The sequence below is a fragment of the bacterium genome, assembly GCA_040753555.1.
In the GTDB taxonomy this organism is placed as follows: Bacteria; UBA9089; UBA9088; order UBA9088; family UBA9088; genus JBFLYE01.
Map to the genome: position 1 here is coordinate 1 of JBFMDZ010000017.1, position 22,206 is coordinate 22,206.

At 35.9% G+C, this 22,206-nt stretch carries 32 protein-coding genes; 9 read left to right on the forward strand and 23 right to left on the reverse strand.

The features are described 5' to 3' along the window. Positions 1-133 precede the first annotated feature (133 nt). The 20 genes from AB1630_02670 to argJ all read right to left on the reverse strand — a co-directional run bounded on the left by AB1630_02670 (position 134) and on the right by argJ (position 11,665). On the reverse strand, positions 134-478 hold the full coding sequence (locus AB1630_02670; GenBank protein MEW6102716.1) for a nucleotidyltransferase substrate binding protein: 345 nt from the start codon (positions 476-478) through the stop codon (positions 134-136). A gap of 32 nt (positions 479-510) precedes the next feature. Continuing rightward, positions 511-921 (reverse strand): PIN domain-containing protein, encoded by a 411-nt coding sequence (locus tag AB1630_02675; GenBank protein MEW6102717.1) that lies wholly within the window; start codon positions 919-921, stop codon positions 511-513. Beyond that, the gene (locus tag AB1630_02680; GenBank protein ID MEW6102718.1) at positions 887-1,150 is read right to left on the reverse strand and encodes a hypothetical protein; all 264 of its coding nucleotides are present in this window, start codon (positions 1,148-1,150) and stop codon (positions 887-889) included. The genes AB1630_02675 and AB1630_02680 overlap by 35 nt, the downstream gene beginning before the upstream one ends. A gap of 70 nt (positions 1,151-1,220) precedes the next feature. Then, positions 1,221-2,570 carry a hypothetical protein gene (locus tag AB1630_02685; GenBank protein MEW6102719.1) on the reverse strand — a complete coding sequence of 450 codons (1,350 nt, stop codon included), beginning with the start codon at positions 2,568-2,570 and terminating at the stop codon, positions 1,221-1,223. Between the two features lie 237 nt (positions 2,571-2,807). Continuing rightward, positions 2,808-3,203 (reverse strand): GxxExxY protein, encoded by a 396-nt coding sequence (locus tag AB1630_02690; GenBank protein MEW6102720.1) that lies wholly within the window; start codon positions 3,201-3,203, stop codon positions 2,808-2,810. A 502-nt stretch (positions 3,204-3,705) separates the two neighbouring features. Continuing rightward, the gene (locus AB1630_02695) at positions 3,706-4,170 is read right to left on the reverse strand and encodes a retropepsin-like aspartic protease (GenBank protein MEW6102721.1); all 465 of its coding nucleotides are present in this window, start codon (positions 4,168-4,170) and stop codon (positions 3,706-3,708) included. 200 nt (positions 4,171-4,370) lie between these two features. Further along, positions 4,371-4,769, reverse strand: coding sequence for a HEPN domain-containing protein (locus tag AB1630_02700; protein MEW6102722.1), 399 nt, complete (start codon positions 4,767-4,769; stop codon positions 4,371-4,373). Further along, the gene (locus AB1630_02705) at positions 4,766-5,077 is read right to left on the reverse strand and encodes a nucleotidyltransferase domain-containing protein (protein MEW6102723.1); all 312 of its coding nucleotides are present in this window, start codon (positions 5,075-5,077) and stop codon (positions 4,766-4,768) included. Before AB1630_02705 ends, AB1630_02700 begins: the two co-directional genes overlap by 4 nt. 36 nt (positions 5,078-5,113) lie before the next feature. Further along, complete coding sequence (locus AB1630_02710; protein ID MEW6102724.1) at positions 5,114-5,296, reverse strand: hypothetical protein; 183 nt, start codon at positions 5,294-5,296, stop codon at positions 5,114-5,116. After that, complete coding sequence (locus AB1630_02715) at positions 5,293-5,745, reverse strand: aspartyl protease family protein (protein ID MEW6102725.1); 453 nt, start codon at positions 5,743-5,745, stop codon at positions 5,293-5,295. Before AB1630_02715 ends, AB1630_02710 begins: the two co-directional genes overlap by 4 nt. Positions 5,746-5,861: 116 nt before the next feature. After that, positions 5,862-6,317: a hypothetical protein gene (locus AB1630_02720; GenBank protein ID MEW6102726.1), complete on the reverse strand. Its 456-nt coding sequence runs from the start codon at positions 6,315-6,317 to the stop codon at positions 5,862-5,864. Beyond that, positions 6,318-6,704, reverse strand: coding sequence for a hypothetical protein (locus AB1630_02725; protein ID MEW6102727.1), 387 nt, complete (start codon positions 6,702-6,704; stop codon positions 6,318-6,320). A gap of 72 nt (positions 6,705-6,776) precedes the next feature. Then, positions 6,777-7,058: a HEPN domain-containing protein gene (locus tag AB1630_02730; GenBank protein MEW6102728.1), complete on the reverse strand. Its 282-nt coding sequence runs from the start codon at positions 7,056-7,058 to the stop codon at positions 6,777-6,779. Positions 7,059-7,456: 398 nt separating this feature from the next. Next, positions 7,457-7,717, reverse strand: coding sequence for a hypothetical protein (locus tag AB1630_02735; GenBank protein MEW6102729.1), 261 nt, complete (start codon positions 7,715-7,717; stop codon positions 7,457-7,459). Positions 7,718-7,806: 89 nt separating this feature from the next. Continuing rightward, positions 7,807-8,655: a prephenate dehydrogenase/arogenate dehydrogenase family protein gene (locus tag AB1630_02740; protein ID MEW6102730.1), complete on the reverse strand. Its 849-nt coding sequence runs from the start codon at positions 8,653-8,655 to the stop codon at positions 7,807-7,809. Positions 8,656-8,660: 5 nt separating this feature from the next. Then, on the reverse strand, positions 8,661-9,191 hold the full coding sequence (locus AB1630_02745) for a hypothetical protein (protein MEW6102731.1): 531 nt from the start codon (positions 9,189-9,191) through the stop codon (positions 8,661-8,663). Next, entirely contained in the window at positions 9,188-9,811 is a 624-nt protein-coding gene (locus AB1630_02750; GenBank protein ID MEW6102732.1) for a site-2 protease family protein, read from the reverse strand. The genes AB1630_02745 and AB1630_02750 overlap by 4 nt, the downstream gene beginning before the upstream one ends. Positions 9,812-9,815: 4 nt before the next feature. Next, the gene (locus tag AB1630_02755) at positions 9,816-10,010 is read right to left on the reverse strand and encodes a hypothetical protein (GenBank protein ID MEW6102733.1); all 195 of its coding nucleotides are present in this window, start codon (positions 10,008-10,010) and stop codon (positions 9,816-9,818) included. Next, entirely contained in the window at positions 9,992-10,492 is a 501-nt protein-coding gene (locus tag AB1630_02760) for a nucleotidyltransferase (protein MEW6102734.1), read from the reverse strand. Before AB1630_02760 ends, AB1630_02755 begins: the two co-directional genes overlap by 19 nt. A 21-nt stretch (positions 10,493-10,513) precedes the next feature. Beyond that, positions 10,514-11,665 carry a bifunctional glutamate N-acetyltransferase/amino-acid acetyltransferase ArgJ gene (gene argJ / locus AB1630_02765; GenBank protein MEW6102735.1) on the reverse strand — a complete coding sequence of 384 codons (1,152 nt, stop codon included), beginning with the start codon at positions 11,663-11,665 and terminating at the stop codon, positions 10,514-10,516. 81 nt (positions 11,666-11,746) lie between these two features. Between argJ and rpsB the strand changes: the two genes are divergently transcribed. The 9 genes from rpsB to cobU all read left to right on the forward strand — a co-directional run bounded on the left by rpsB (position 11,747) and on the right by cobU (position 19,103). Next, on the forward strand, positions 11,747-12,556 hold the full coding sequence (gene rpsB / locus AB1630_02770; protein MEW6102736.1) for a 30S ribosomal protein S2: 810 nt from the start codon (positions 11,747-11,749) through the stop codon (positions 12,554-12,556). Continuing rightward, entirely contained in the window at positions 12,537-13,124 is a 588-nt protein-coding gene (locus tag AB1630_02775; GenBank protein MEW6102737.1) for a translation elongation factor Ts, read from the forward strand. The genes rpsB and AB1630_02775 overlap by 20 nt, the downstream gene beginning before the upstream one ends. Continuing rightward, the gene (locus AB1630_02780) at positions 13,117-13,425 is read left to right on the forward strand and encodes a hypothetical protein (protein ID MEW6102738.1); all 309 of its coding nucleotides are present in this window, start codon (positions 13,117-13,119) and stop codon (positions 13,423-13,425) included. Before AB1630_02775 ends, AB1630_02780 begins: the two co-directional genes overlap by 8 nt. A gap of 578 nt (positions 13,426-14,003) precedes the next feature. Then, entirely contained in the window at positions 14,004-14,753 is a 750-nt protein-coding gene (locus AB1630_02785; protein MEW6102739.1) for a Fic family protein, read from the forward strand. Then, entirely contained in the window at positions 14,753-14,974 is a 222-nt protein-coding gene (locus tag AB1630_02790) for a hypothetical protein (protein MEW6102740.1), read from the forward strand. The genes AB1630_02785 and AB1630_02790 overlap by 1 nt, the downstream gene beginning before the upstream one ends. A 78-nt stretch (positions 14,975-15,052) precedes the next feature. Then, on the forward strand, positions 15,053-16,723 hold the full coding sequence (locus tag AB1630_02795; GenBank protein ID MEW6102741.1) for an AAA family ATPase: 1,671 nt from the start codon (positions 15,053-15,055) through the stop codon (positions 16,721-16,723). 89 nt (positions 16,724-16,812) lie between these two features. Continuing rightward, positions 16,813-17,730: a methionyl-tRNA formyltransferase gene (gene fmt, locus AB1630_02800; protein ID MEW6102742.1), complete on the forward strand. Its 918-nt coding sequence runs from the start codon at positions 16,813-16,815 to the stop codon at positions 17,728-17,730. A 6-nt stretch (positions 17,731-17,736) separates the two neighbouring features. Beyond that, positions 17,737-18,591, forward strand: a complete 855-nt coding sequence (locus AB1630_02805; GenBank protein ID MEW6102743.1) for a hypothetical protein — start codon at positions 17,737-17,739, stop codon at positions 18,589-18,591. Beyond that, positions 18,588-19,103: a bifunctional adenosylcobinamide kinase/adenosylcobinamide-phosphate guanylyltransferase gene (gene cobU / locus AB1630_02810; GenBank protein MEW6102744.1), complete on the forward strand. Its 516-nt coding sequence runs from the start codon at positions 18,588-18,590 to the stop codon at positions 19,101-19,103. Before AB1630_02805 ends, cobU begins: the two co-directional genes overlap by 4 nt. Here cobU and AB1630_02815 read toward each other — a convergent pair. Genes AB1630_02815 through larC form a run of 3 tightly spaced genes read right to left on the reverse strand, consistent with a single transcriptional unit; the run spans position 19,089 to position 22,064 of the window. Beyond that, entirely contained in the window at positions 19,089-20,276 is a 1,188-nt protein-coding gene (locus tag AB1630_02815; GenBank protein ID MEW6102745.1) for an ABC transporter permease, read from the reverse strand. The two genes, cobU and AB1630_02815, sit on opposite strands and share 15 nt — an antisense overlap. After that, positions 20,269-20,955, reverse strand: a complete 687-nt coding sequence (locus AB1630_02820) for an ABC transporter ATP-binding protein (GenBank protein ID MEW6102746.1) — start codon at positions 20,953-20,955, stop codon at positions 20,269-20,271. Before AB1630_02820 ends, AB1630_02815 begins: the two co-directional genes overlap by 8 nt. Positions 20,956-20,978: 23 nt before the next feature. Then, positions 20,979-22,064, reverse strand: a complete 1,086-nt coding sequence (gene larC / locus AB1630_02825) for a nickel pincer cofactor biosynthesis protein LarC (GenBank protein ID MEW6102747.1) — start codon at positions 22,062-22,064, stop codon at positions 20,979-20,981. Positions 22,065-22,206: the final 142 nt, after the last annotated feature.

Sequence of the window (22,206 nt, forward strand, 5' to 3'; positions counted from 1 at the left end):
TTTCCAAAAGCTCTTTTAAATAGAGTTTATCCTCCAAGTTTAAAAATTCTATTTCTTCCGCCACCTTATAAAATTCAGTTGCCATTTTAATTTTCCCATCTTAAAAAACCCCCGCAAGTCTTCCTCCTCTAATTTAAAATTCATCTTGTATCTTATCCAGCCTCTTTTTAAAACATCTTCTTAAGTTTTTAAACTCGCCAACATAATGCTCTAAAATATTTTGATATATCCTCCCTCCTACCTCATTTTCTTCGTAAATATGGCTTGTAAGATTTCTCTCTTTAAGCATATCAAGCCATACCTTCTCCTTCAAGCCCTCTTTTAATAAGAGGGCATCATCAGAAGATGCTCCAAACAATGCAATATCAATATCGCTATCCCTCCTTTCATCCTCCCTTATACAAGAACCAAAGAGGACAATCTTTGAGGGATTTGCCTTTGAAACAATCTCATTGACAATAGAATTCTGACTCATCATTGCTCAATTTCCTCAACTGGCATCCTTTACATTTATCCCATCAATTTCAACAAACCCTCAGTAGTAAAAATTTCTATTTCTGCTCTTTCAAAATCTTTATCATTACTCCATAATGGAATTCCAAATTTTAGAGCAAGGGCAAGAAGATGAACATCATTCGGATCTCTCTTACCCATTATCTCATTAGCTTTGCTTAGGGTATCTCTATAAACATCTTTATCAAATACATTTACAGGCAGAGTCATTAAAGTAAGCTGGAGTAAGACCTCAGGGATATTTTTCCTTTTGGAAAAATAAGGAATATATCTTTGCACTTCAGTCATTGTAAAATCTGTCGTATAAAATTCAATCTTTCTTTGAAGAAAAATTTTCAACGCTTTCCCTCCAATAATAGCTGAGAGTATAGGATTAGCGTCCACCGCAAGTTTTCCTATATTCTTCAAAGTCTTCGAGAATTTCTTCCTCCCTTATACCTTTTGCATCCAGGATTTTCTTAACCGATGAAGATAAAGTAATTAAAAGCTCTTTTTTAAGTTCAAGAGGAATACTTTTCAAGGGTGCGGGGAAAAATATACCCCTAACCTCTCTTTGTCTTAAGATTATCAATGGTTCCTTGCTTTTCAAAATACTCCTCCCTTTCTCTCCAAACTCTTTTTCTGATAATACCTTCATAAATTATCCCTTAGGGAAGGGGGGATGAACCCCCCTTCCCCTTATTCACTAAACCCTTTAGAGCTACTTCTTACTGAACCTTAACGCTGAATTTTACCCATCCACCTGTACCTGGTGCTACCTCATCAATTGTCCATTTGATATGGGTTATATCTGCTGTAACTGTTTGATCACTGTTAAAAGTCCTACCCCCGTCGTGGGAAAATTCGGCGTCAACATATGGCTCGGACCCACACTGATATTGCATATACTCTGTTCCCTCAGGTATCTGGTCAATAATGGTTACATTGGTGGCTGTACCTGCTCCTTTGTTTGTATAGTAAATCGTATAGGTTATTGTAGCACCCGGGGATACTGGTCCCATTGGGGTAGCGGTCTTTGAGGCCTCGATAAATGGATTCTCAATGATTGGCTGAAGAATTGGGATGATTACACCGCAAAGGGTTGTTTGGGTATTAGCGTGGTTTATATTTTCATACCTTATCTTCGCCACATTGATTATCCCCTTGAGCTCGACATCTACGAAACCTACCTCAGCAGGTGATGTGTCATATTTCCAAACACAGTTCCAGTTTGTTTGAGAGCCTTGATACTCAACCACTCTGGCTGTAGAAGGGGAGAAATAGCCTGCAACCAATACATTCCCATCCTGCATCCTAATCGCCTCTTTGCACCCTGTAAGAAGCCCAGTGGGTGTTATCGTCCCAATAACAATGTCTTTAGAACGATCAACCTCAATCACTTTATCAGAAAGGGTAATCAGCACATTGCCACAGGGGGTCCAGTTGGCATCTTGGGCAGATACACTATATGACCATTTGATATCCCCGCTAGTTTGACCAGTCCTTTCCACCTCAATCACTCGATATTGATATTGGTCAACAATCAGGTAGGTTGGTGTGCCAGCCCCTGGCTTTTTCTCTGCCTCGCGGGGAAGAAGCATCCCCGGCTGATACTCCCAAACCACATTGCCATCTGGATAGGTAGCCTCAATTACCCTCTGATTGTTCCAATCGCAGAAAAGCACTGTGGGAGAGCCTTTATAAGGACCATCTACCCAATTTGTACACCTTCTCACATCTACAGGCGTAAAGGTATCACCATACTGCGAGCCACTGATTTTGTTAAATGTGTTTTTAACCGCCTTATCTGGCGTTACCTCAACGATCCTCTGATTTTCATAATCTGCAATCAGGATATTGCCATTGGTTAAGGGAATTGCCTCCTGTGGGCTCTGAAGCGTCTCTGTTCCACCATCCCCATACTCCCACACAATGTGCCAGCTCGGGTCTTCTGTGGTTGTCCCTAGCTCAATTACCTTGTTCTCATCTGGCATTGTCAGCAAAACCTTTGTGGTTGGTTCTGCCCAAGCTAATCCTGAAATCCCTAACCCTAATACTACTTTAAAAAGATTCTTCATCTTCTTTACCTCCTTAAGGGTTTAGTGAAATTTGTTTAGAGCTAGCTCTAAACACTAAACTCCTTTACTTTTGGGAAAGTTGCTCGGTTATGACTTAAACTTGGTCTTCCCTATACCCGCTAAGCCCCGACATTTTAATGCTCTTTCATTAGGCATCACCTCTTAATGGCACGCAGATAACGCGGATTTAACGGATTTTAACTGATTTTTTATCCGCGAATATCCGCTTTATCCGTGTCATCCGTGTGCTATTTTCTCTTCATTAGAAAATATTTTTCTTTTAAACTGTGCTTTTTTCCCAAAATTCAATAATAATCCAACCTCAATTTCCGTTGCTTTCAGATAATTTAGTAATTGAAATCCATGCTCTTCCATTAAAGTTTCTGCTGCTTTAAGTTCAAGAATTACGCAATTATTTACAATAATGTCGGCAAAATATTCTCCTACCACACTTCCCTTGTAAAATACCTTTATTGGCTTTTGCCTTTCACACAATAATCCTGCCGAAACTAATTCTATCATTAAAGCACTTTCATAAACCTTTTCTAAAAAGCCATAGCCCAAAGTATTGTAGACATTATAAAATGCTTTCAGAATTTTATCGCTTACATCTTTATGAAGCAACTCAACCATTATTTTTATCTGCGAATATCCGCTTTATCCGTGTCATCCGTGTGCTATTTAATTGCCTTCTTTTTCTTAATAAAGAAATTATAACATATCCAAAACAATTTGTCAAGAGGCTCCAGTCACACTTTTTGTCATAATTTTTATCTCCTTAATGGCACGCAGATAACGCGGATTTAACGGATTTTAACTGATTTTTTATCCGCGAATATCCGCTTTATCCGTGTCATCCGTGTGCTATTTAATTGCCTTCTTTTTCTTAATAAATAAATTATAAAATATTTAAAACAACTTGTCAATGCCTCCAGTCACACTTTTTAAGATTTATATATTCTTCAATAACCCTTAAACCCTTAAAAATCGCACGCAGATAACGCGGATTTAACGGATTTTAACTGATTTTTTATCCGCGAATATCCGCTTTATCCGTGTCATCCGTGTGCTATCTAATTACCTTCTTTTTCTTAATAAATAAATTATAAAATATTTAAAACAACTTGTCAATTACTTAAATCACACTTTTTGCATTTTTATCAAAGTTCTCTTTAAGGTAAAGATAGCATTCCACAACCATATGGTCAGGGGCATCGGGTCTTCCGGTAAGCCTCTGGTTCTGTAAGTCAGGATATAGGTCAAGCTGTTCTAAAACAATCTGGCCAATCAATGGGGCTACATCAATGGGAAGTTCTAAGACATCAAATGCTCCATCTCGTCCTTGTATTTCAACCAATACTTCCCTAAAGACCCTTCTTGTAACTGTGCCATTGGCTGTCCTTACCTCTCTTGTCCCAGCCTCTTCAAGCCCCAGTTTTTCAATAAGGTTTGTGGGTAGAGAGAGCATGGTTGCTCCTGTATCAACTAGGGCATTGTCAATGGTTAACTCCCTAATCCCATCTTCTTTGATTATCCCACTCTTTGCCCTTACCTCATCAAAGAGGTTCCTTATCCTCATTTTTACCACAATCTTTCCCATTTTGTCAATTACTTAGTCACACTTTTTAAGATTTATATATTCTTCAATAACCCTTAAAAATCGCACGCAGATAACGCGGATTTAACGGATTTTAACTGATTTTTTATCCGCGAATATCCGCTTTATCCGTGTCATCCGTGTGCTATCTAATTGCCTTCTTTTTCTTAATAAAGAAATTATAACATATCCAAAACAATTTGTCAATGCTCCCAGTCACACTTTTTTAAAATAGCCATTTCTATCCCCTGTATAAAATTTTCGGCATCAATAATTTGTCTTTCTGCCTCCTCCTTTGAAACAACAACAAAGTCCTCATAGTCGCTATCCTCTCGTATCTCTTTGGCAGAAGCCAATTTCTTTCCAGCCTCTTTATTTAATGCCCCTGTTTTTACAAAATGCTGATTAAACAAGGAAATAACCCCTGAATGCTTACTGCTATCCAATTTCTTTGTAGATAGTAATGCCTTTGCAGCAGAAAGCATGGCATAATAAGAGCGCGAGATTGAATCCCTATATTGTCCATTCTCATAAAGCAATTTTGCTGATGCAAGCTTTTCTTTAGCACTTTCCAATCTATATTTAGTCAATTCATTATTCATAATCTTATCCCCTCTCTCTCTACCCAGTCAATAAAAGGCGACCCCATTCCTTTATTTATTTCATATTCCTTAAGGGACATAATTCTAGGAGAAAACATCAATTCATACCAGGGGTCTATTTCAAACATAATGTCAAATATTCTATCCCTTACCAGGAGGGATTTTTCCTTAACCACAATAAGGATATCAATATCAGATTCCTTATTAAAGTCTCCCCTTGCCCTTGAACCAAATAATCCTATAAAAACAACATTATCTTTCAAAGAATGCTTTATTTCTTTAACAAATTTTTTTATCAACCTTTCCATATTCTTTATCTGTCAAATGTTTCTGTAGTAAAAACCCTAATCACTCAATATCTCCATTAAAGACTTCCTTTCTTTAATCCTCTTTTGCTGATGGTCTCTTTCTGAACTTTCTAAAAGCTCAATAAATTCCTTTTTAAAGAATCCAATCGCATTACAAAATGACTCAAAATCCTCCTTCTTTATCTCAAGGCTAATTGTTGAAGTATCCTTTTTTATCACCTCAGCCTGTAACCCCATATTTCAAAAACCTTTTTCATTTTAAGCAATGGAAGATAGGGTGATTCAGGTCTTGGTTTTAGCCTTTGCTCATTACAATCAACAATTAAATCCAGTTCCTCAAGGATTACCTGACCAATAAGTGGTTCGCTTAAAGGTGGTCCAACAACACAACTTGAATCAGTGCTTCTTTCAGCAATGGTAATCATTACAGCGCCACAGACATCCCTTTCTTCTTTTCTCTCATCAGCGTATGAGACAACCACCCTTCCTATCTTTCTTAATCCCAGCCTTTCAACAATATCCTCTGGTAAAACAAGCCTTGTTGAGCCTGTATCTACCAATGCCTGAATCTCTAAGTTTCTAATAGCATCCTTATTTATCTTTCCTTCCTCAAAAAGATACCTGTCAACAAAGTTTTCCAGTTTAACCCTTTCTCTTACTTCTCCCATTTTTTACCTCCTATAAATTTTTTTGGGAAAGTTGCTCGGTTATGGCTTAGCTTGGTCTTCCCTATGCCCGCTAAGCCCCGAAATTTTAATGTTCCTTCATAGGCATCACCTCCATTTTAACCAATAGCAACAGGCTTTCTTTCAAAAAGCCTATCTATTTCCCTTCTCATCTCTTCATAAAGCCCTTCAAGCCTAACCATACGTTCTGAAAAATCAAGCTTTGTTTCAATCTTTCCCAATTGTTCTGTTATAGAGTGAAATTCTTTAAAGATAAGATCAAAGCGCCTGTCCATTTGCTCCTGCATTTCGGCAAATCGCCTATCCATCTGCTCAAAGCGCCTGTCCATTTGCTCCTGCATTTCGGCAAATCGCCTATCCATCTGCTCAAAGCGCTTATCCATTTGTTCCTGCATTTCGGCAAATCGCCTATCCATCTGCTCAAATCGCCTATCCATCTGCTTCTCCATCTGGTCAAGCCTAACCCCTAATTCCTTAACCTCTACTTGCAAAGCCTTTAATTCAGGAACAAGGAGTTCTTGGATAGCCTTTCTTAATCCCTCAACAATATCCATTTATTCCCTCCTTTCTACGGCAAATCTTACTTTGCCGGCCTTGTTTTGTTCTATATTTCCAATAATCTCCCACATAATATAAATTACAGGGTTTGTTTCTGTAGTCTTCCAATCATAGGGATGTTTATTTGAATATGTAATGGTTGCAGGAAGGGTCTCTGTTCCAGCACTGCCTCCTATATACTCCATCCCCTCAGGTATCTGGTCATAAATAATAACATTTGTTGCTGTGCCAGCCCCTGTGTTTTCATATTCAATCGTATAGGTAAATGTTGCAGCTTCACCTATCTGTTTGTCAAGTGGAGAAACTGATTTTGTTCCGATAATCAATGGATTATCCGCATAACATAAGGTAGTCATTGCCATTATTAAAATAATTTTTTTCATTTATACTTAATTATAACATATCCAAAACAACTTGTCAATGCTCCCAGTCACACTTTTTTAAAATAGTCGCCTCTATCCCCTGGATAAAATTTCGGCATCAATAATTTGTCTTTCTGTCTCATCCTTTGAAACAACGACAAAATCTTTGTAATCACTTTCCTCTCTCATCCCTTTAGATTCAGCCAATACTTTACCCATCTTTTTATCCAATATCCCTGTTTTTACAAAATGCTGATTAAACAAGGAAATAACCCCTGAATGCTTACTGCTATCCTTCTTGGTAGATAACAATGCTGGCTGCAGAAAGCATGGCATAATAAGAGCGAGAGATTGAGTCGTCTCTATATTGACCATTCTCATAAAGCAACCTTGCGGATACAATCTTTTCTTTTGCACTTTCCAATCTATATTTAGTCAATTATTTTTTCAGCAAATCTTTCTATTGCCTTTTCCATATTTTGTATGTCTCCTCTAATTTAAAATTCATTTTTATTTATCCTTATTATAACATATCCAAAACAATTTGTCAAGAGGCTCCAGTCACACTTTTTAAAGATTTTTTACAGAAACACAAATTATTTGTATGTGTTTAGCTTTAATGGAACAAATGAAATCCGAAATTCGAAATCCGAAATCTTAAAACAAATTCAAATGACTAAAATTGAAAATTCAAAACAATATAATTTAGAGGAACGAACGCTTATGTTTGCAAAACAGGTGAGAGGGTTTATGAAAAAATACCCAAAACTAATTTAACCCAAAGGGTGCGAAATATCGGAATTTAACCTTTTGGAAGATGGGATAAATCTTGGTGCATAATAAAGTTGGGCTAAAAGTGTAGTTTTTCCAACGCCTCTTATACCCGACAGCAGGTTTATTTTTTCTATTTCTTCCAATTTATCCCCGGCAAATTTTTCCAAAAGAGAAAGATAATAAGAAAAAATACACCTTGTAGGATTAAGATTTCCTTCTTCGTCGTAGATATAACCGGAGAATAGTTTATCTATCTCCAATAGTCCAAAGCCGATAGAAAGTTTCTATTTTGTCTCCATTTGCCATATATTTCAATTGTATTCTAATCCAATTAAAAATGGTTTCAATTTCAAAACCTCTCTTTAAACACTTCCTTTGTAATCTTATTTATTTTCTCCAGGTTTTCTAAAAGCCCCTGGTTATTGTTTATCAATCCTTTCCATTTTGTAATGACCTCTATCATTTTATCAAGCCCTTTTATAATATTTTCTTTGTTTGTTAAAAATATATCATTCCAAAGATGAGGGTCTGAAAGGGAAAGCCTTGTCATATCCTTAAAACCTGAAGAAATAAGGCTTTGTGCTTCTTTCCTTCCAGAGATAAGCTCAATAAGGATGTTTGATGTAATATGGGGAATATGGGATGATAAGGCAACAAGCTCATCGTGAAGCTCTGGGCTCATTTCAACAACCTTTGCTCCCATTCCTTTCCAAAGAGAGGATATAACCCCTTTTGCCTCTTTTTCTGTTCTGTTATTTGGCGTTAGGACAACACAAGCATTGGAAAATAAAGAATCTGATGCAAATTTTATCCCAGATTTATGAGAACCTGCCATTGGATGAGCTCCAACAAACCTTGGAATTAAAGGAGAAAGCTCCTTAACTATCAATGTCTTTGTTGAACCAGCATCAGAGACAATAGCTTCTTTTATAAATTTAGAAACCTCTTTTCCTATTTCTATAATTTTTAAAACCGGTGTGGCAAGGAAGACAATATCCACCTCTGCTAAATCAGCAAAATCTTCTCCTATCTTATCAATTACACCTAATTTCTTTGCCTCTTCTAATCTTTCCTTGTTTCTTCCAAAACCTATTATTTTATCAACTAGCCTGTTTTTCTTTAGGCTTAAGCCAATTGAGCCTCCAATAAGCCCTAAACCAATTATTCCAACACCAATTCTATTTGGGTATAAATACATGCTTTCTATCCAAATCCATAACCGTTAATTCTCTTTCTAAAATCATCCATTGCCCTCTTTATATCGGATGGAACTGATCTTACAACAAGACTTCCAGCATAGATAAGGAGAGAAAATTGCCATATATCTTCAATGCCCTTTATAAGCCCTGTAGAAATATCCTCTTTCATTGTAAGCCGTTCCATAAAATCATCTATTGCCTTGCTTAATTGCCCTTCATAAACCTCAATGGATGATGTTATGTTGCTATACTTAAAAGATGGAAATTGAATACCCCTCATAAGGAAAAATGGAGCAATATCATCTTCAAACTCAAATCCCTCAAATATTGGAATCTCCCTTGGAAGAATTATTAAGGGCTTATGGATTAAAATCTTTCCCTTGCGAACAATGGTATCTCCTAAATTTATAGAGGATTCTGCCAAAAAGATGTAATCAAGGGTTGTGTTTTCAATACTTGAAAGATAACTTACCCTCTGTCTTAATATCTCTGTTTCGCTTTTTGCTTTTTCCCAAAGGTCTTCTAGGTCTGTCATAAATGAAAATGAAAAATCCGCTCTCCCACCCCAAGATATGAAAGCTGTAAGGCTATTTTTACAATAAAATCAAGAAAGCCAAAGCTTAACAATAATATAAGAAAAATAAAGCCAAAAGGCTCAAGGAAACTTACCCTGAAGGAGGTGTAAGATGGTAGGAGGTAAGCTATAATCCTTGAGCCATCAAGAGGTGGTATGGGAATAAGATTGAAAAATGCCAAAAGAAAATTTGCTATTACAAAGCAAAAAAGGATGTGTTCAAGGTATGAAAAAGCTGGAATAAATGGAAACCTTAAAATAATAGATGAAATAATGGCAAGCCCTATATTTGAAAAAGGACCTGCCAAAGCAACCTTAACCATATCAATTTTTGGATTATTAAGGTTGTAAGGATTTACAGGAACAGGCTTTGCCCATGCTGGAACAGGGATATGTGTTATAAAAGCAAATAGGGGGACTAATATAGAACCAATTGGGTCAAGGTGTGCAACTGGATTTAAGGTAAGCCTTCCAGAAAGCCTTGCTGTATGGTCTCCACATCTATCAGCCACAAAACCATGGCTTACCTCGTGGATAACCACAGAAAAAAGCAAAACAGCAATGTAAATAATTAAGCCCATATCTTTACAACTTCCATATTAATATATCCCTTTTTTGGCCCCAACTAACGGCAAGTTTTTGTAAAAGAATGAGAGACCTTATCTTCTCTTCAAAAGGTAGATTTGCTTGTAGCTTTCGCAACTTTTCCTTTTCTTTAAATAATTCTTCTTTTGTAAATACTTTATTGCCTATAACAATTTTTATTTTATTGTCTTCCATAATTTCTCTTTTAAACTATATCTATCTAGTATATCATTAAGTTTATTTCTATCTATTGGCGCTTGTTCCAAAAGCATTTGAATCTTTCTCATATCTTTATCTCTGCCTGCATTTAAAAACAATGTAATTAAATATTCAGGTGTTATTACTTTTGTTTTTATGGTCTCAAATTCCGCTTCTTTCGCATTGTCCACTGCCTCTTTTTCAAGCCCATTTACTGGAATAAAATCAACAGGGACTCCATCTATAACTATCCATTGACCTTCCCACAAATAACCTTTATTCTCGAAATAATCATAAATTGGTGAGAGAATAATTAATTTATCTTCACTTTCTTTTTGTTCAAAAACAATAAATACATCTAAATCACGCGTAAAAAAAGGCTCAGTCCACCTTAATGTCGCTATTGCTCCACCAATAGCATAATCCTTTATTAGCTCCTTGTCTTTTAATTCATTTAGCATTTTAATTACATTTTTCATTTAAGCCCCCTTCTTGTTAGCTTATGAATACGCTGCATTTATTTTAACATATTCAGGGGATAAATCGCAAGTAAGAAATGAAATGGCTTCTTTTCCCTTACCAAGGGAAACCCTTATCTCAATCTCTTTATCATTTAATTCCTGTTTTATCTCTTCTCTATCAAAGAAAGCCGTTGCTCCGCAACAAGCAACTAAATGCCCCTGAAGCCAGATACTTATCTTCTTTGGTTCTATGCTTGCTTGTGCTTCCCCAACAGCTTGTAATATCCTTCCAACATTTGGGTCACAACCATACATTGCGGCTTTTACAAGGGGTGAATTTGCAATAGAACAAGCAACATTCCTTACATCTTTTTTTGTTTTTGCACCCTCTACCACAATCCTTATAAGCTTTGTTGCACCCTCTCCATCCTCTACAATCTGTCTTGCCAGGCTTGCACAGACAAAAAATAGCCCTTTTGAAAATTTATTTTTATCAACCCTACCTGCTATACCATTTGCCATAATTATTACACTATCATTTGTTGATCTGCAACCATCAATGCTTATCCTGTTAAATGTTTCATCAACACAAGGTTTAAGAATTTCCTGAAGGGTTTTATTGTCAAGCCTTGCATCTGTTGCTATAAATGAAAGCATTGTTGCCATATTTGGATATATCATTCCAGCACCCTTTGCAATCCCTGCTATCTTGCAAAATCCAAGGTCAACTTCTGCCTCCTTTTTTGTTTTGTCTGTTGTCATAATCCCTTCTATGCAATCATCATTGGTTCCAAAGGGAAGCCTTTTAACCAGCCTTTTTATCCCAGCTTCTATTTTTTCCATAGGAAGGAATTCGCCAATTTTTCCTGTTTGACCTCCTATAAGGACAGAATTATAAGGAATATTGAGGCTTTTTGCTAAAATCTTTGCCATTTTTTGGACATCCCTCATTCCCTTTGCCCCTGTTCCTGTATTTGCATTCCCTGAGTTTATAAGGATTGCTTGAATTTCATTATTTTTTCTTCTTTTGTTAAAAGAGATAGAGGCTCCCTTTACCTTATTCTTTGTGAAAACACCAGCCCAATTTGCCTTCCTTTCAGAATAAATTAAAGAGAGGTCTTTTCTCCTTTTCTTTATTCCACAATGGATACCGCAGGCCTTTATTCCCGGAATAGAAAGCAAGCCTTTCATAAACTACATTTTGATATAGTGATAGCATTTTTGTAAAGGAATTCTTGACAGGAAGGTTTTTTTAATATAAACTTTGTTCTTATGTTAAATGTAGATATTAAGGAATTGTTGGAAGCAGGCATACATTTCGGTCATCAAAGGCAGAAGTGGAATCCAAAGATGGCAGGGTATATTTATACAGTAAGGAATGACATTCATATTATTGACCTTGAAAAAGCACTTAAGTGTCTTAATGATGCTTATGATTTTGTAAAAAACCTTTCTTCTACAAATGGAAATATAATTTTTGTTGGCACAAAAAGGCAGGCACAGGATGTAATAAAAGAAGAGGCAGAAAGATGTGAGGCTTTTTATGTTAACAATAGATGGCTTGGTGGCACACTTACAAATTTTTCTACAATTAGAAAAAGCTTGTGGAAGCTTATTGATTTTGAAGAAAAACAGAAGAATGGTGAGTTTGATGGCCTACAAAAAAAGGAAAGAGCAAGGCTGTTAAAAGAATATGGAAAACTTGTTCGTAATTTAGGAGGAATGAAAGGGCTAGAAGAGCTTCCCTCTGCAATATACATTATTGATTCAGCAAAAGAAAAGATATGTGTTGAAGAGGCAAGGAAGATGGGAATACCAACAATCGCTATTGTTGATACAAATGGAGACCCAGATAAGGTTACATACCCAATCCCAGCAAATGACGATGCTATTCGTTCAATAAGGTTTATCACATCCTGCATAGCTAATGCTGTAATTGAGGGAAGAAATATAAAAGAAGGGTTACCACAGGAAGAAAAGGTTGAAGATATAGTTAAAGATATAGAAGAGAAAGAAATAAAGACAGAAGAGGTAAAAGAAAAAGAGGAGGTTGTAAGCGAAATTGGATCCGAATCTGATTAAGGAATTAAGGGAAAAAACATTTGCTGGAATATTGGATTGTAAGGCTGCCCTTGAAGAGGCAGGGGGTAATATTGAAAAGGCAATTGTCATACTTAGGGAAAAGGGAAAGGCTGGAAGTAAAAAGCTTGAAGGAAGAAGCGCAAAGGATGGAGCCATATTTTCTTATATCCATCATAGCACAAAGCTAGGTGTTCTCCTTGAGCTTAATTGCGAGACAGATTTCGTAGCAAAGACAGAGGAATTTAAAACACTTGGGAAAGAGCTTTGCTTACAAATAGCCGCATCAAATCCATTATATATAAGTGAAAACGATGTGCCAGCTAATATTATTGAGGAAGAAAAAAATATTATAAAAAACCAATTTAAAGATTCTGGGAAACCAGAGGCTGTTTTAGAAAAGATAGCAAGTGGTCGGCTTTCAAAATTCTTTGAAGAAAATTGCCTTCTTGACCAGCCATATATCAGGGAACCAAAAATAAAGATAAAAGACCTTATCTTGGAAACCCAAGCCAAGTTTAAAGAAAAGCTCTCTGTTTCTCGCTTTGCTGTATTTAAAGTAGGTGGTTGAGGATTGGGATATAAATGTATCTGTCCGACAAGAGCTTGTTAAGAGATTTGTTGATTTAAGAAGGATAAAATTTAATACCATCGCCAGCGTTGTTCATCTAAAAGGTAGTGTTGTTTTTGTAAAAACAAAGGATTCTTCCGAGAAGATTGTTGCCTCTATAGAGGAAAGGCTTGAGGCTGAAAAAAGGCGTCTTATTGATTTGGAAAAAAGGATAAGAAAGATAAAGGGCGTAAAGGCTGTAATATTTGACCTCGAAGATTGGGTAAAATTTGGCAGCGAATGGAAAAGAAAAACAGGATAATTACAACAGAAGTCAGAGGACAAAAGACAGACTATCAGAGAACAGACAAATGTTAAGCACGAAATCCGAAGCACGAAGCACGAAACAATATCTAAATTCAAAATTCTAAACATTTTTACTGCGATTTCCTCATTATAGAGGAAGGTATTACTTGTTTTCCATCCTCTATATTACTTATAGTTTTGGGTATTAAACCCTTTCACCTGTTTTACAAACATAAGCGTTTGTTCCTCTAAATCATATTGTTTTGAATTTTCAATTTTAGTCATTTGAATTTGTTTCGAATTTCGGATTTCATTTGTTCCATTAAAGCTAAACACATACAATTTTTGAATGCTTTATATAAAAAATTAGATAAAAATGAGTAATTTGAAAGGGGAGAGGAATTAAATCCCCTATGGAACAAGAAAGGATTTTTTTATTCTGATAATACAATAAAAGGCCTATTACTTAAATTTTTGGGAAGTTAGGGTATAATTATTCAAATGGGTAAAAAATATAAAATATTTCAATTTTTTTAAAAATATTAAAATTTTTCTTGACAAATTGCTAGTTTTTATGTTATAATTTTTAATATAATGAAAATATATGAAAATAGAATAGAAGAAGCAGAAAAACTGAAGGAACAAATTCAGAAATTAAGACCCCTTCCAAGCCATTTATTGGCTCAATTAAGGGAATACTACAGGATAGGATTAACCTACTCCAGTAATAACCTTGAGGGAAATTCATTGACTGAAACAGAAACAAAGGTTGTTTTAGAAGATGGCATAACGATTGGTGGCAAGCCCTTAAAAGACCATTATGAGGCAATTGGGCATAGCGAGGCATACAATCTTTTGTTTGAGCTGGTAAAGAAAAGGGATATAACCCAAAAGGATATTTTAGCCCTACACTGGCTTTTTTATTATAGGATTGATAAAGAAAATGCAGGAAGATATAGAAAAGAAAAGGTTATCATTACAGGCTCAAATTATATTCCACCTCTTCCGGAAAAAGTGCCTAATCTAATGAAGGCATTTATTGAGGATATTAAAAAATTTAAGAGAAGCTATCATCCAATAGAATATGCCAGCTTGGTCCATAAGGAATTTGTGGGAATTCATCCATTTATTGATGGAAATGGAAGGATGGCAAGGTTGTTAATGAACCTGTGTCTTTTACAAAAAGGGTATACAATCACTATTATTCCCCCTGTTAAAAGGGTTGATTATATAAACCTGCTAGAAATAGCCCATACAAAAGGAGATTCAGGGCCATTTATAAACTTTATCTCAGCTATGGTGTATGAAGGGCTAAAGGAATATATTAGGCTTATTAAAGGATAATGAAGGAAGAAGAAACAAAAGAAGAAAGGTTTAAGAGGTTGGCATCAACAAGGACGAATAAGATTCTTAAAGCCATCAATGTCCTTGGAAATTGCTCAAACAGGCAGGTTTATAGCTACACAGAAAGGGATATTGAAAAGATATTTTCTGCCATTGAGGCAAAAATGAAGGAAACAAGGGTAAGATTTATCTTTCCTAAGGAGGAGAAGTTTAGGTTGTAAGTTCTATCTTTTGACAAGATGTAGATTTCCAAAGTATAATCAACTGAGCATCGTTAGCTAAGAGGAGAATTGTATAAAATGCTTGATAAAGTAGTAATTAGAAATTTTAAGAAATTTGAGACAGAGGAATTTAACCTATCGGGCTCTGTGGTTCTTGCAGGACCCAATAATTCAGGTAAAAGCACATTACTTCAAGCAATCGCTGTCTGGAATTTAGGCTTTCAAAAATGGGCTCGGATAAGAGGGGATAAGAAAAATTACACCCCAACAAAAGTTCCTATCACCCGTCAGGAATTTACTGCGCTGCCATTGCGTGAAATGAACCTAATGTGGTTTCAAAAAGAAACGAGTCTTAAAGGCAAAGAAGCAGGCTATCCTAAATTGATAGATATTGAGCTATATGGAGATGAATGGAAATTTGGTATGGAATTTAGATATGCAGGCTCTGAAATGGTATATGCTGGTCCTTTAGGAGAAAGGGAGGACATAGCCAAATCTTTTAACCCTGCTGAAAGACTAACCATTGTCCAGATTCCTTGCTTTTTAGGTATTGAAACTGAGGAGGCAAAGATGGATATGGGGTTACAAAATGCACTCATTGGTAAAGGAAGGCCGGGAGAGATATTGCATAATTTGCTATGGGAAATTTACAACGAAAAACAAGCTAACTGGGAAAAATTAGTTAAAGATATTGAAGATATATTTGGTTATCGTCTATTACCACCTGTTTATTCAGGTTTGCACCAAGCATTTATTACTTGTGAATATCTACCCGGTATTCCACCCCAAAAAGGAAGGAGAAGGCTACCAAAGCTTAATATCGCTAATGCTGGAGGAGGTATGCATCAGGTATTGCTCCTTCTAAGCTTTTTTTACAGTCGTCCTGCCAGCATCTTTTTACTTGACGAACCAGATGCTCATCTACATTTCATACTTCAACGAGAGATTCTTGATAGGATTAGACTAATTGCTAAAAAGCAAGGTTGTCAGCTTATCATTGCCACCCACTCTGAAGTATTGCTTGATGATACTCCTCCTGAGCAGATTATCTCTTTTATAGGAAAGCCTAAACGACTTTTTTCTCGTGTAGAACGAGACCAGCTTCGTGAAGCGCTAAAGAAACTTAGTAATATTGATTTACTTCGGGCAAGTCAAGTAGGTGGTGTGTTGTATGTAGAAAATGAAAGTGATTACAAACTCCTCCGTGAGTGGGCTAAAATATTAGGACATCCTGCCTGCAAGTTTTTAGAAAATCCTTTTGTTCATAAGCTTGGAGGTGGAAGTATAAGAAAGGCAAAAGAACATCTATTTGCGTTAAAAGCTGTATATCCTGAGATATCGGGGGTATGTATATTAGATGGAGACAACAAAGATGAACCTGAAAAAGAGATTACTAGAATAGGGCTACATATCTTACGGTGGGGGCGATATGAAATTGAAAACTACCTACTTATACCAGCTGCTATTAAGCGATATATAGACTTCCCTTTATTTGAGAGTGAGATTGATAAAGAATTTGCAAAGCAAGTGCCAGAAGGAACAGATTACTTCGGAGACCATGCATTTTTATCACGCATAAAAGCAAGTGAAGAATTTTTACCACAGATATTAGATAAATATCGCCCTACACCTAAAAGTGAACTATTCCTGCTTGCTGCAACAATGAAGAAAGATGAAATTCATCCAGAAATAAGGGAAAAATTGGATGCAATTGAAAAGTTAATTCAACATACATCCATATCCCTTTAAAAAATGAAAGTATCTACTTTAGGTTATGACAAGTTTTATGTTAGGCAAAACTGAGCAAAGACACAAAGTTTTAATGGTTTTGATTTAAAATGAACATTCTTTTCTTTGCAACATCGGATTTTGCAATCTTGCCTTTAAAGAAACTTTCTAAAACAAACCATAAAATTACCCTAATAACCAAGCCAGATAAGCCAAAGGGAAGGGGGTTAAAGATTCTTTCAAATCCATTAAAGTCTATTGCAGAAGAGTTAAAGATAAATGTTTTTCAAACAGACGATATTTTCTCTATTGTTTCACAAATCTCTCCCGAGCTTATTGTTGTGGTTGCCTATGGAAAAATATTACCAAAGGAGATAATTTCAAGGTATAAGGCTATAAACCTTCATCCATCTTTACTTCCAAAATATCGGGGAGCTTCTCCTATCGCTTGGGCTTTGATAAATGAAGAGAAAAAGACAGGAATAACTATATTTTGGCTGGATGAGACAATGGATGGAGGGGATATAATCCTTCAAAAAGAGACAGATATTCTTCCCAATGATGATTACGAAAGCCTAGCAGGGAGGCTTTCTGATATGGGAGGCGAAATGCTCGTTGATGCAATTTCTTTGATTGAAGAGGGAAAAGCAGAAAGAATAAAGCAAAGTGGAATTTCAACATTTGCTTCAAAGATAAAGGAGGTTATTGAGCTTGACTTTAAGGAGGAAAACAGGAAGATTTTTAATCTTATAAGGGGTGTTTCAAAGGATCCTGGTGTTTGGACAATGCTTTACAATGAAAAAATAAAGGTATTAAAGGCGCGTTTAAGTGAAATTGAAGGGGATGCAGGAAAAATACTTGGAAAAGAGGATAAAGGGATAATTATAGGTTGTGGCAAAGGCTCAATTATTCTTGATTTGCTACAAAAGGAGGGGAAAAAACCTATCTCTGGACAGGAATTCCTTTGTGGGATTAAGGGGAAAACATCTCATCTGCTACGCAGACACCCCTTTAAAAGAGGGGAATAAGAGGAAATGAAAAGATTAAGGCATTGTTTAGAGTTTTTGGGTTTAAAAATTTTAATAGGGATTCTTTCTTTCCTTCCTAAAGAAATAGATTATTGGATAGGAGGCGTGCTTGGAAATATTCTATATCTTTGCCTGCCAAAAATTAGAAATAGGGCAATAAATAACCTTAATAATGCTTTCTCTGATAAAGATAAAAATTGGATTAAAAAAATAGCAAAAAACACATATAGAAACTTTGGAAAGAGGATTATTGAGTTTATTATTCTTCCTAAAATAAAGGATGAAATTATAAGCACAACCGAGATTTCAGGATTGGAATATCTTGAAGAGATTAAAAAAGGCGGGGTAATTCTAACAGCCCATATTGGAAGCTGGCATGTAATGGGAGTTGTCCTCTCTAAAAAGGTCTCTACCCTTTATAACATAATCAGGCTACAGAGAAATAAAATGGTTGGTTTGCTTATAAAAAGGCAATTAGAGATATTAGGGATGGAGGTTATTATGGAATCTGACCTTAAAGGGACAATAAGTGCTTTAAGGAGGGGTAAGCTTGTTGAGTTTTTATGGGATCAGGATGCAGGAAAATCTGGGATTTTTTGTGAATTTTTTAAAAGACCTGCCTCTACATCGCCTGGCCCTATTATCCTTAGCATCAGAACAAATACACCAATATTCTTTATCATTGATGTTTTAGAAAATAATAAACACAAGGTGATAATAGAAAAGCCTATTTATCCTTTAAGAAAAGAAAAGATAGAAAACATTGCCCAAACCCTAACAGAATATCTTGAAGGCTATATTAGAAAATACCCAGACCAATGGCTCTGGCTACATAACCGCTGGGAAACAAAGCCAAAATGATTACCTTTATTTTTGGTGGAATAAGGAGTGGAAAGAGCAAGTTTGCTAATTCTCTTGCAGAAAAATATAGTAATGTTTCCTACATAGCAACCTCTATTTTTTATGATGATGAAATGAAAAAAAGGATTGAGATTCATAGAAAGATGAGGCCAGATAGCTGGAAGGTTATTGAAGAGGGGAAGGATTTAACAGGTGTTTTAAAAAACCTTTCTTGCGAGCTTTGTATCATAGATTGCTTTGGGATGTTTGTTTCAAATCTCCTTATAGATAACCTCTCTGATTTTGACATTGAGATAAAAATAAAAGAGTTTGCACAGCAAATCAAAGAGGCAAAATTTAACTGCATAATTGTCTCAAACGATGTAGGGGGTAGCGTTGTTTCTGAAAATGAATTGGCAAGAAGGTTTGTTGACCTCATCGGCTTTGGAAATCAAATTCTAGCTTCTATTTCAGACAATGTTTTTCTTATGAACGCAGGAATTCCACAAGCAATAAAATCATTCATACCTTAATGCATCCACTGGTTTAAGGCGAGCCGCAACATAAGCAGGATATACGCCAAAGAATATGCCTACAAGGCAGGAAAAGAAAAAACCCAGGATAATAGGGAAGGCTGATAAAGAAAGGTCTATATGAAACATTTTGGTAACTAAAAGAATTACGCTAATGCCACTTCCTACGCCAATACAGCCTCCTATTAAACAGAGGATAACAGCTTCTATCAAGAATTGCCATAGAATATCGTAATCATTAGCGCCAATTGCCTTTCTTATGCCAATTTCCCTTGTTCTTTCCTTTACCGCAACCAGCATCATATTCATTATTCCAATGCCACCAACAAGGAGGGAGATAGCGGCAATGCTACCAATAACAATGGAGATTACTTTGGTAACCGAGCCTAAAATTTCAATCATCTCATCCAGGGTGTGGACATCCCATACCTTTCTTCCTCCGAATAGCTTTTTTATATAATCAGATACCCTATCCTTAACCAAAGAGGTTGAAACGCCATCTTTTGCCTTAATGAACATCATATATATCTCAGAAGCTCCCAGAAGCCTCTTTGCTGATGTATCAGGAATCATTATTGCATTGTTAGGATCCATTGGTCCTAGGCTTACCTTAAAGCCCAATAATCCAATTATTTTAAAATATGTCCCCTCTATTTCTATTTCCTTATCCAGGCTTTCTTCTTCTCCAAAGAGGGATTTAAAAAGCTCTTGCCCAATCAGGCAGACCTTTTGGGAGGTTCTTATCTCTTTTTCAGTAAATTTCCTTCCTTTGACTACCAACTCTAATCCCCTTACCTTGAACCAATTGGCGGGAATCCCACCCACTGTAATAAGCTTGCTTTCCCCCCTTACTTTCATGGGAGTGGATAAAAAATAGGTGTGGGCGATATCATCAATCCCAGGAATCTTCCTTTTTATTTTCTCAATATCATTTTCAGAAAGATAGGCAAATTTATCTGGCCTTGTCTCCATCATCTGGTCATTATGGGCAGCAATAAGATTAGTGCCAGAACCTGTTACTAGACCAATAATAAGCTTTTTCCCACCCTCTCCAATGCTAAGGATAGCAACAATAGAAAATGTGCCAATAGCTACCCCTAACATACTTAAGGAGCAACGAAGCTTATATTGCCTAAAGCTATTTAATGCAAAAAGAAGGTAATCTCTAAACATTAGACTTTATATCATCCCTTATAATCATTCCATCCCTCAAGGTAATTACTCTGTTTGCATAATTGGCAATATCTGTCTCATGTGTAACAAGGATAATTGTTCTCCCCTGCTCGTTTAGCTCCTTAAATATCTTCATTATCTCATAGCTTGTGCTAGTATCAAGGTTTCCTGTAGGTTCATCAGCACAAATAATGGAAGGGTTGTTTACCAATGCCCTGGCAATGGCTACCCTTTGCTGCTCTCCACCAGAGAGCTTGGTTGGAAGCCTATTTATTTTTGTAGAAAGCCCGACCTTAGAAAGCATTTCATTTGCCATCCCCCTTCTTTTAAAACGAGGCACATTAGCATAACATAAAGGCAAAAGAACATTTTCTATAGCTGTTGCCCTTCCAAGGAGATTAAAGCCCTGAAAGATAAAACCTATCTTTTCATTTCTTATTCTAGCTAATCTCTTGCTATTTTGCTTTGTTATATCTTCTTCCTCTAATAGATAAGAGCCTGAATTTGGGCTATCCAGGCAACCAATGATATTCATTAGGGTAGATTTTCCAGAACCAGAAGCACCAATAATAGCCACAAAATCTCCCTTTTCAATAGATAAAGAGAGATTATTTAAAGCCTTAAAGCTCTCCTCTCCTATAGGATAAACCTTTGTTATCTCACTTAATTCAACAAACATAGTCAAAGCATTTTCTTAAGAAGTTACATTTTAATCTTATCCAAAAGCTCAATAAGGGGAATTTTAAGCTTTTTTGCCTTCATTTTTAGGTCTTCGTATTCAGGAACAAACCTTTCTTTACCATTAAATTTTATTTTTTTAAAAGAAATCTCTCCAAATTCTGTCTTTATCTTCTCCTCTTTTCTTTCTAAAACCACCCTTTCAACCAATGTTTTCCTTATTCCAATTGAAGGTGTTTCAGAAAAGATTATATTAACAATTCTTTCCTCATCTTTTTTTTCAACAAGGCAGGAAAGCTTAATGGCTGGTCTTGTTTTCTTCATCTGTATTGTCGTAAGCCAGGCATCCAAAGCACCTTCATTTAATAGCCTTTCTATGATGTATTCAAAGATTTGGGGGTTCATATTATCAATGTTTGTTTCAATGAGTGTAATTTCCTCTTTTTCTGTTGTTTCTCCGATAATCATCCTTAAAAAATCACCGTTAGCAAGATTATAATCTCCAAATCCAATGCCAACCCCTGTAAGTTTTATTTCTGGCATATAACCGTAACCTTCTGCCAATGTGGAGACAATTGCCGCACCCGTTGGCGTTGTAAGCTCATAATCAGAGCTTGTTGATTTTATACCAAATCCAGAAAGAAGGTTTAAGGTTGCCGGCGCTGGTTTTCCAAGGTTAATATAGGATGTCCAAAGCCTTTCTATGCCAAGAAGATGAAAGCCAGATATGCAAGATACAACATCAATAATTGTATCAAGAGAGCCTAGTTCATGAAGGTGAATGTTTTTCTCCTGATGCACAGCCATCTCTGCCTCAAATATTCTATTTAATACCTTATTTACCTTTATCTTTATTTCATCTACCAGGCTGCTATCTTCAATGAGGGAAAGCATCTCATCAGGACTTAATTTTTTATTTGTCTTTACACTTATCTTTGTTCCACTTAGAAAACCAATTTTTTTTCTTTTCTTTATGATTGAAAAATCTCTTTCTGGAATCTTTTTAAGGCAGTCAATAAGTAGGTCAAAATTTAAACCATAATCAACAAGGCATCCTATAAGCATATCACCAGAAACACCATTAGAACAATCAAGGTAGGCTATCTTCATAGGAGTTTAAAAAAATTAGTAACTATTCAGTATATCGTATTTTATATGTTTGGCTGTTTTAAAATTCATCCATTCTATAATAAATCCCAAATCCCAAGTTCAAATGTCAAAAAAATGTCCAATTTCCAATGTCCAATATCAT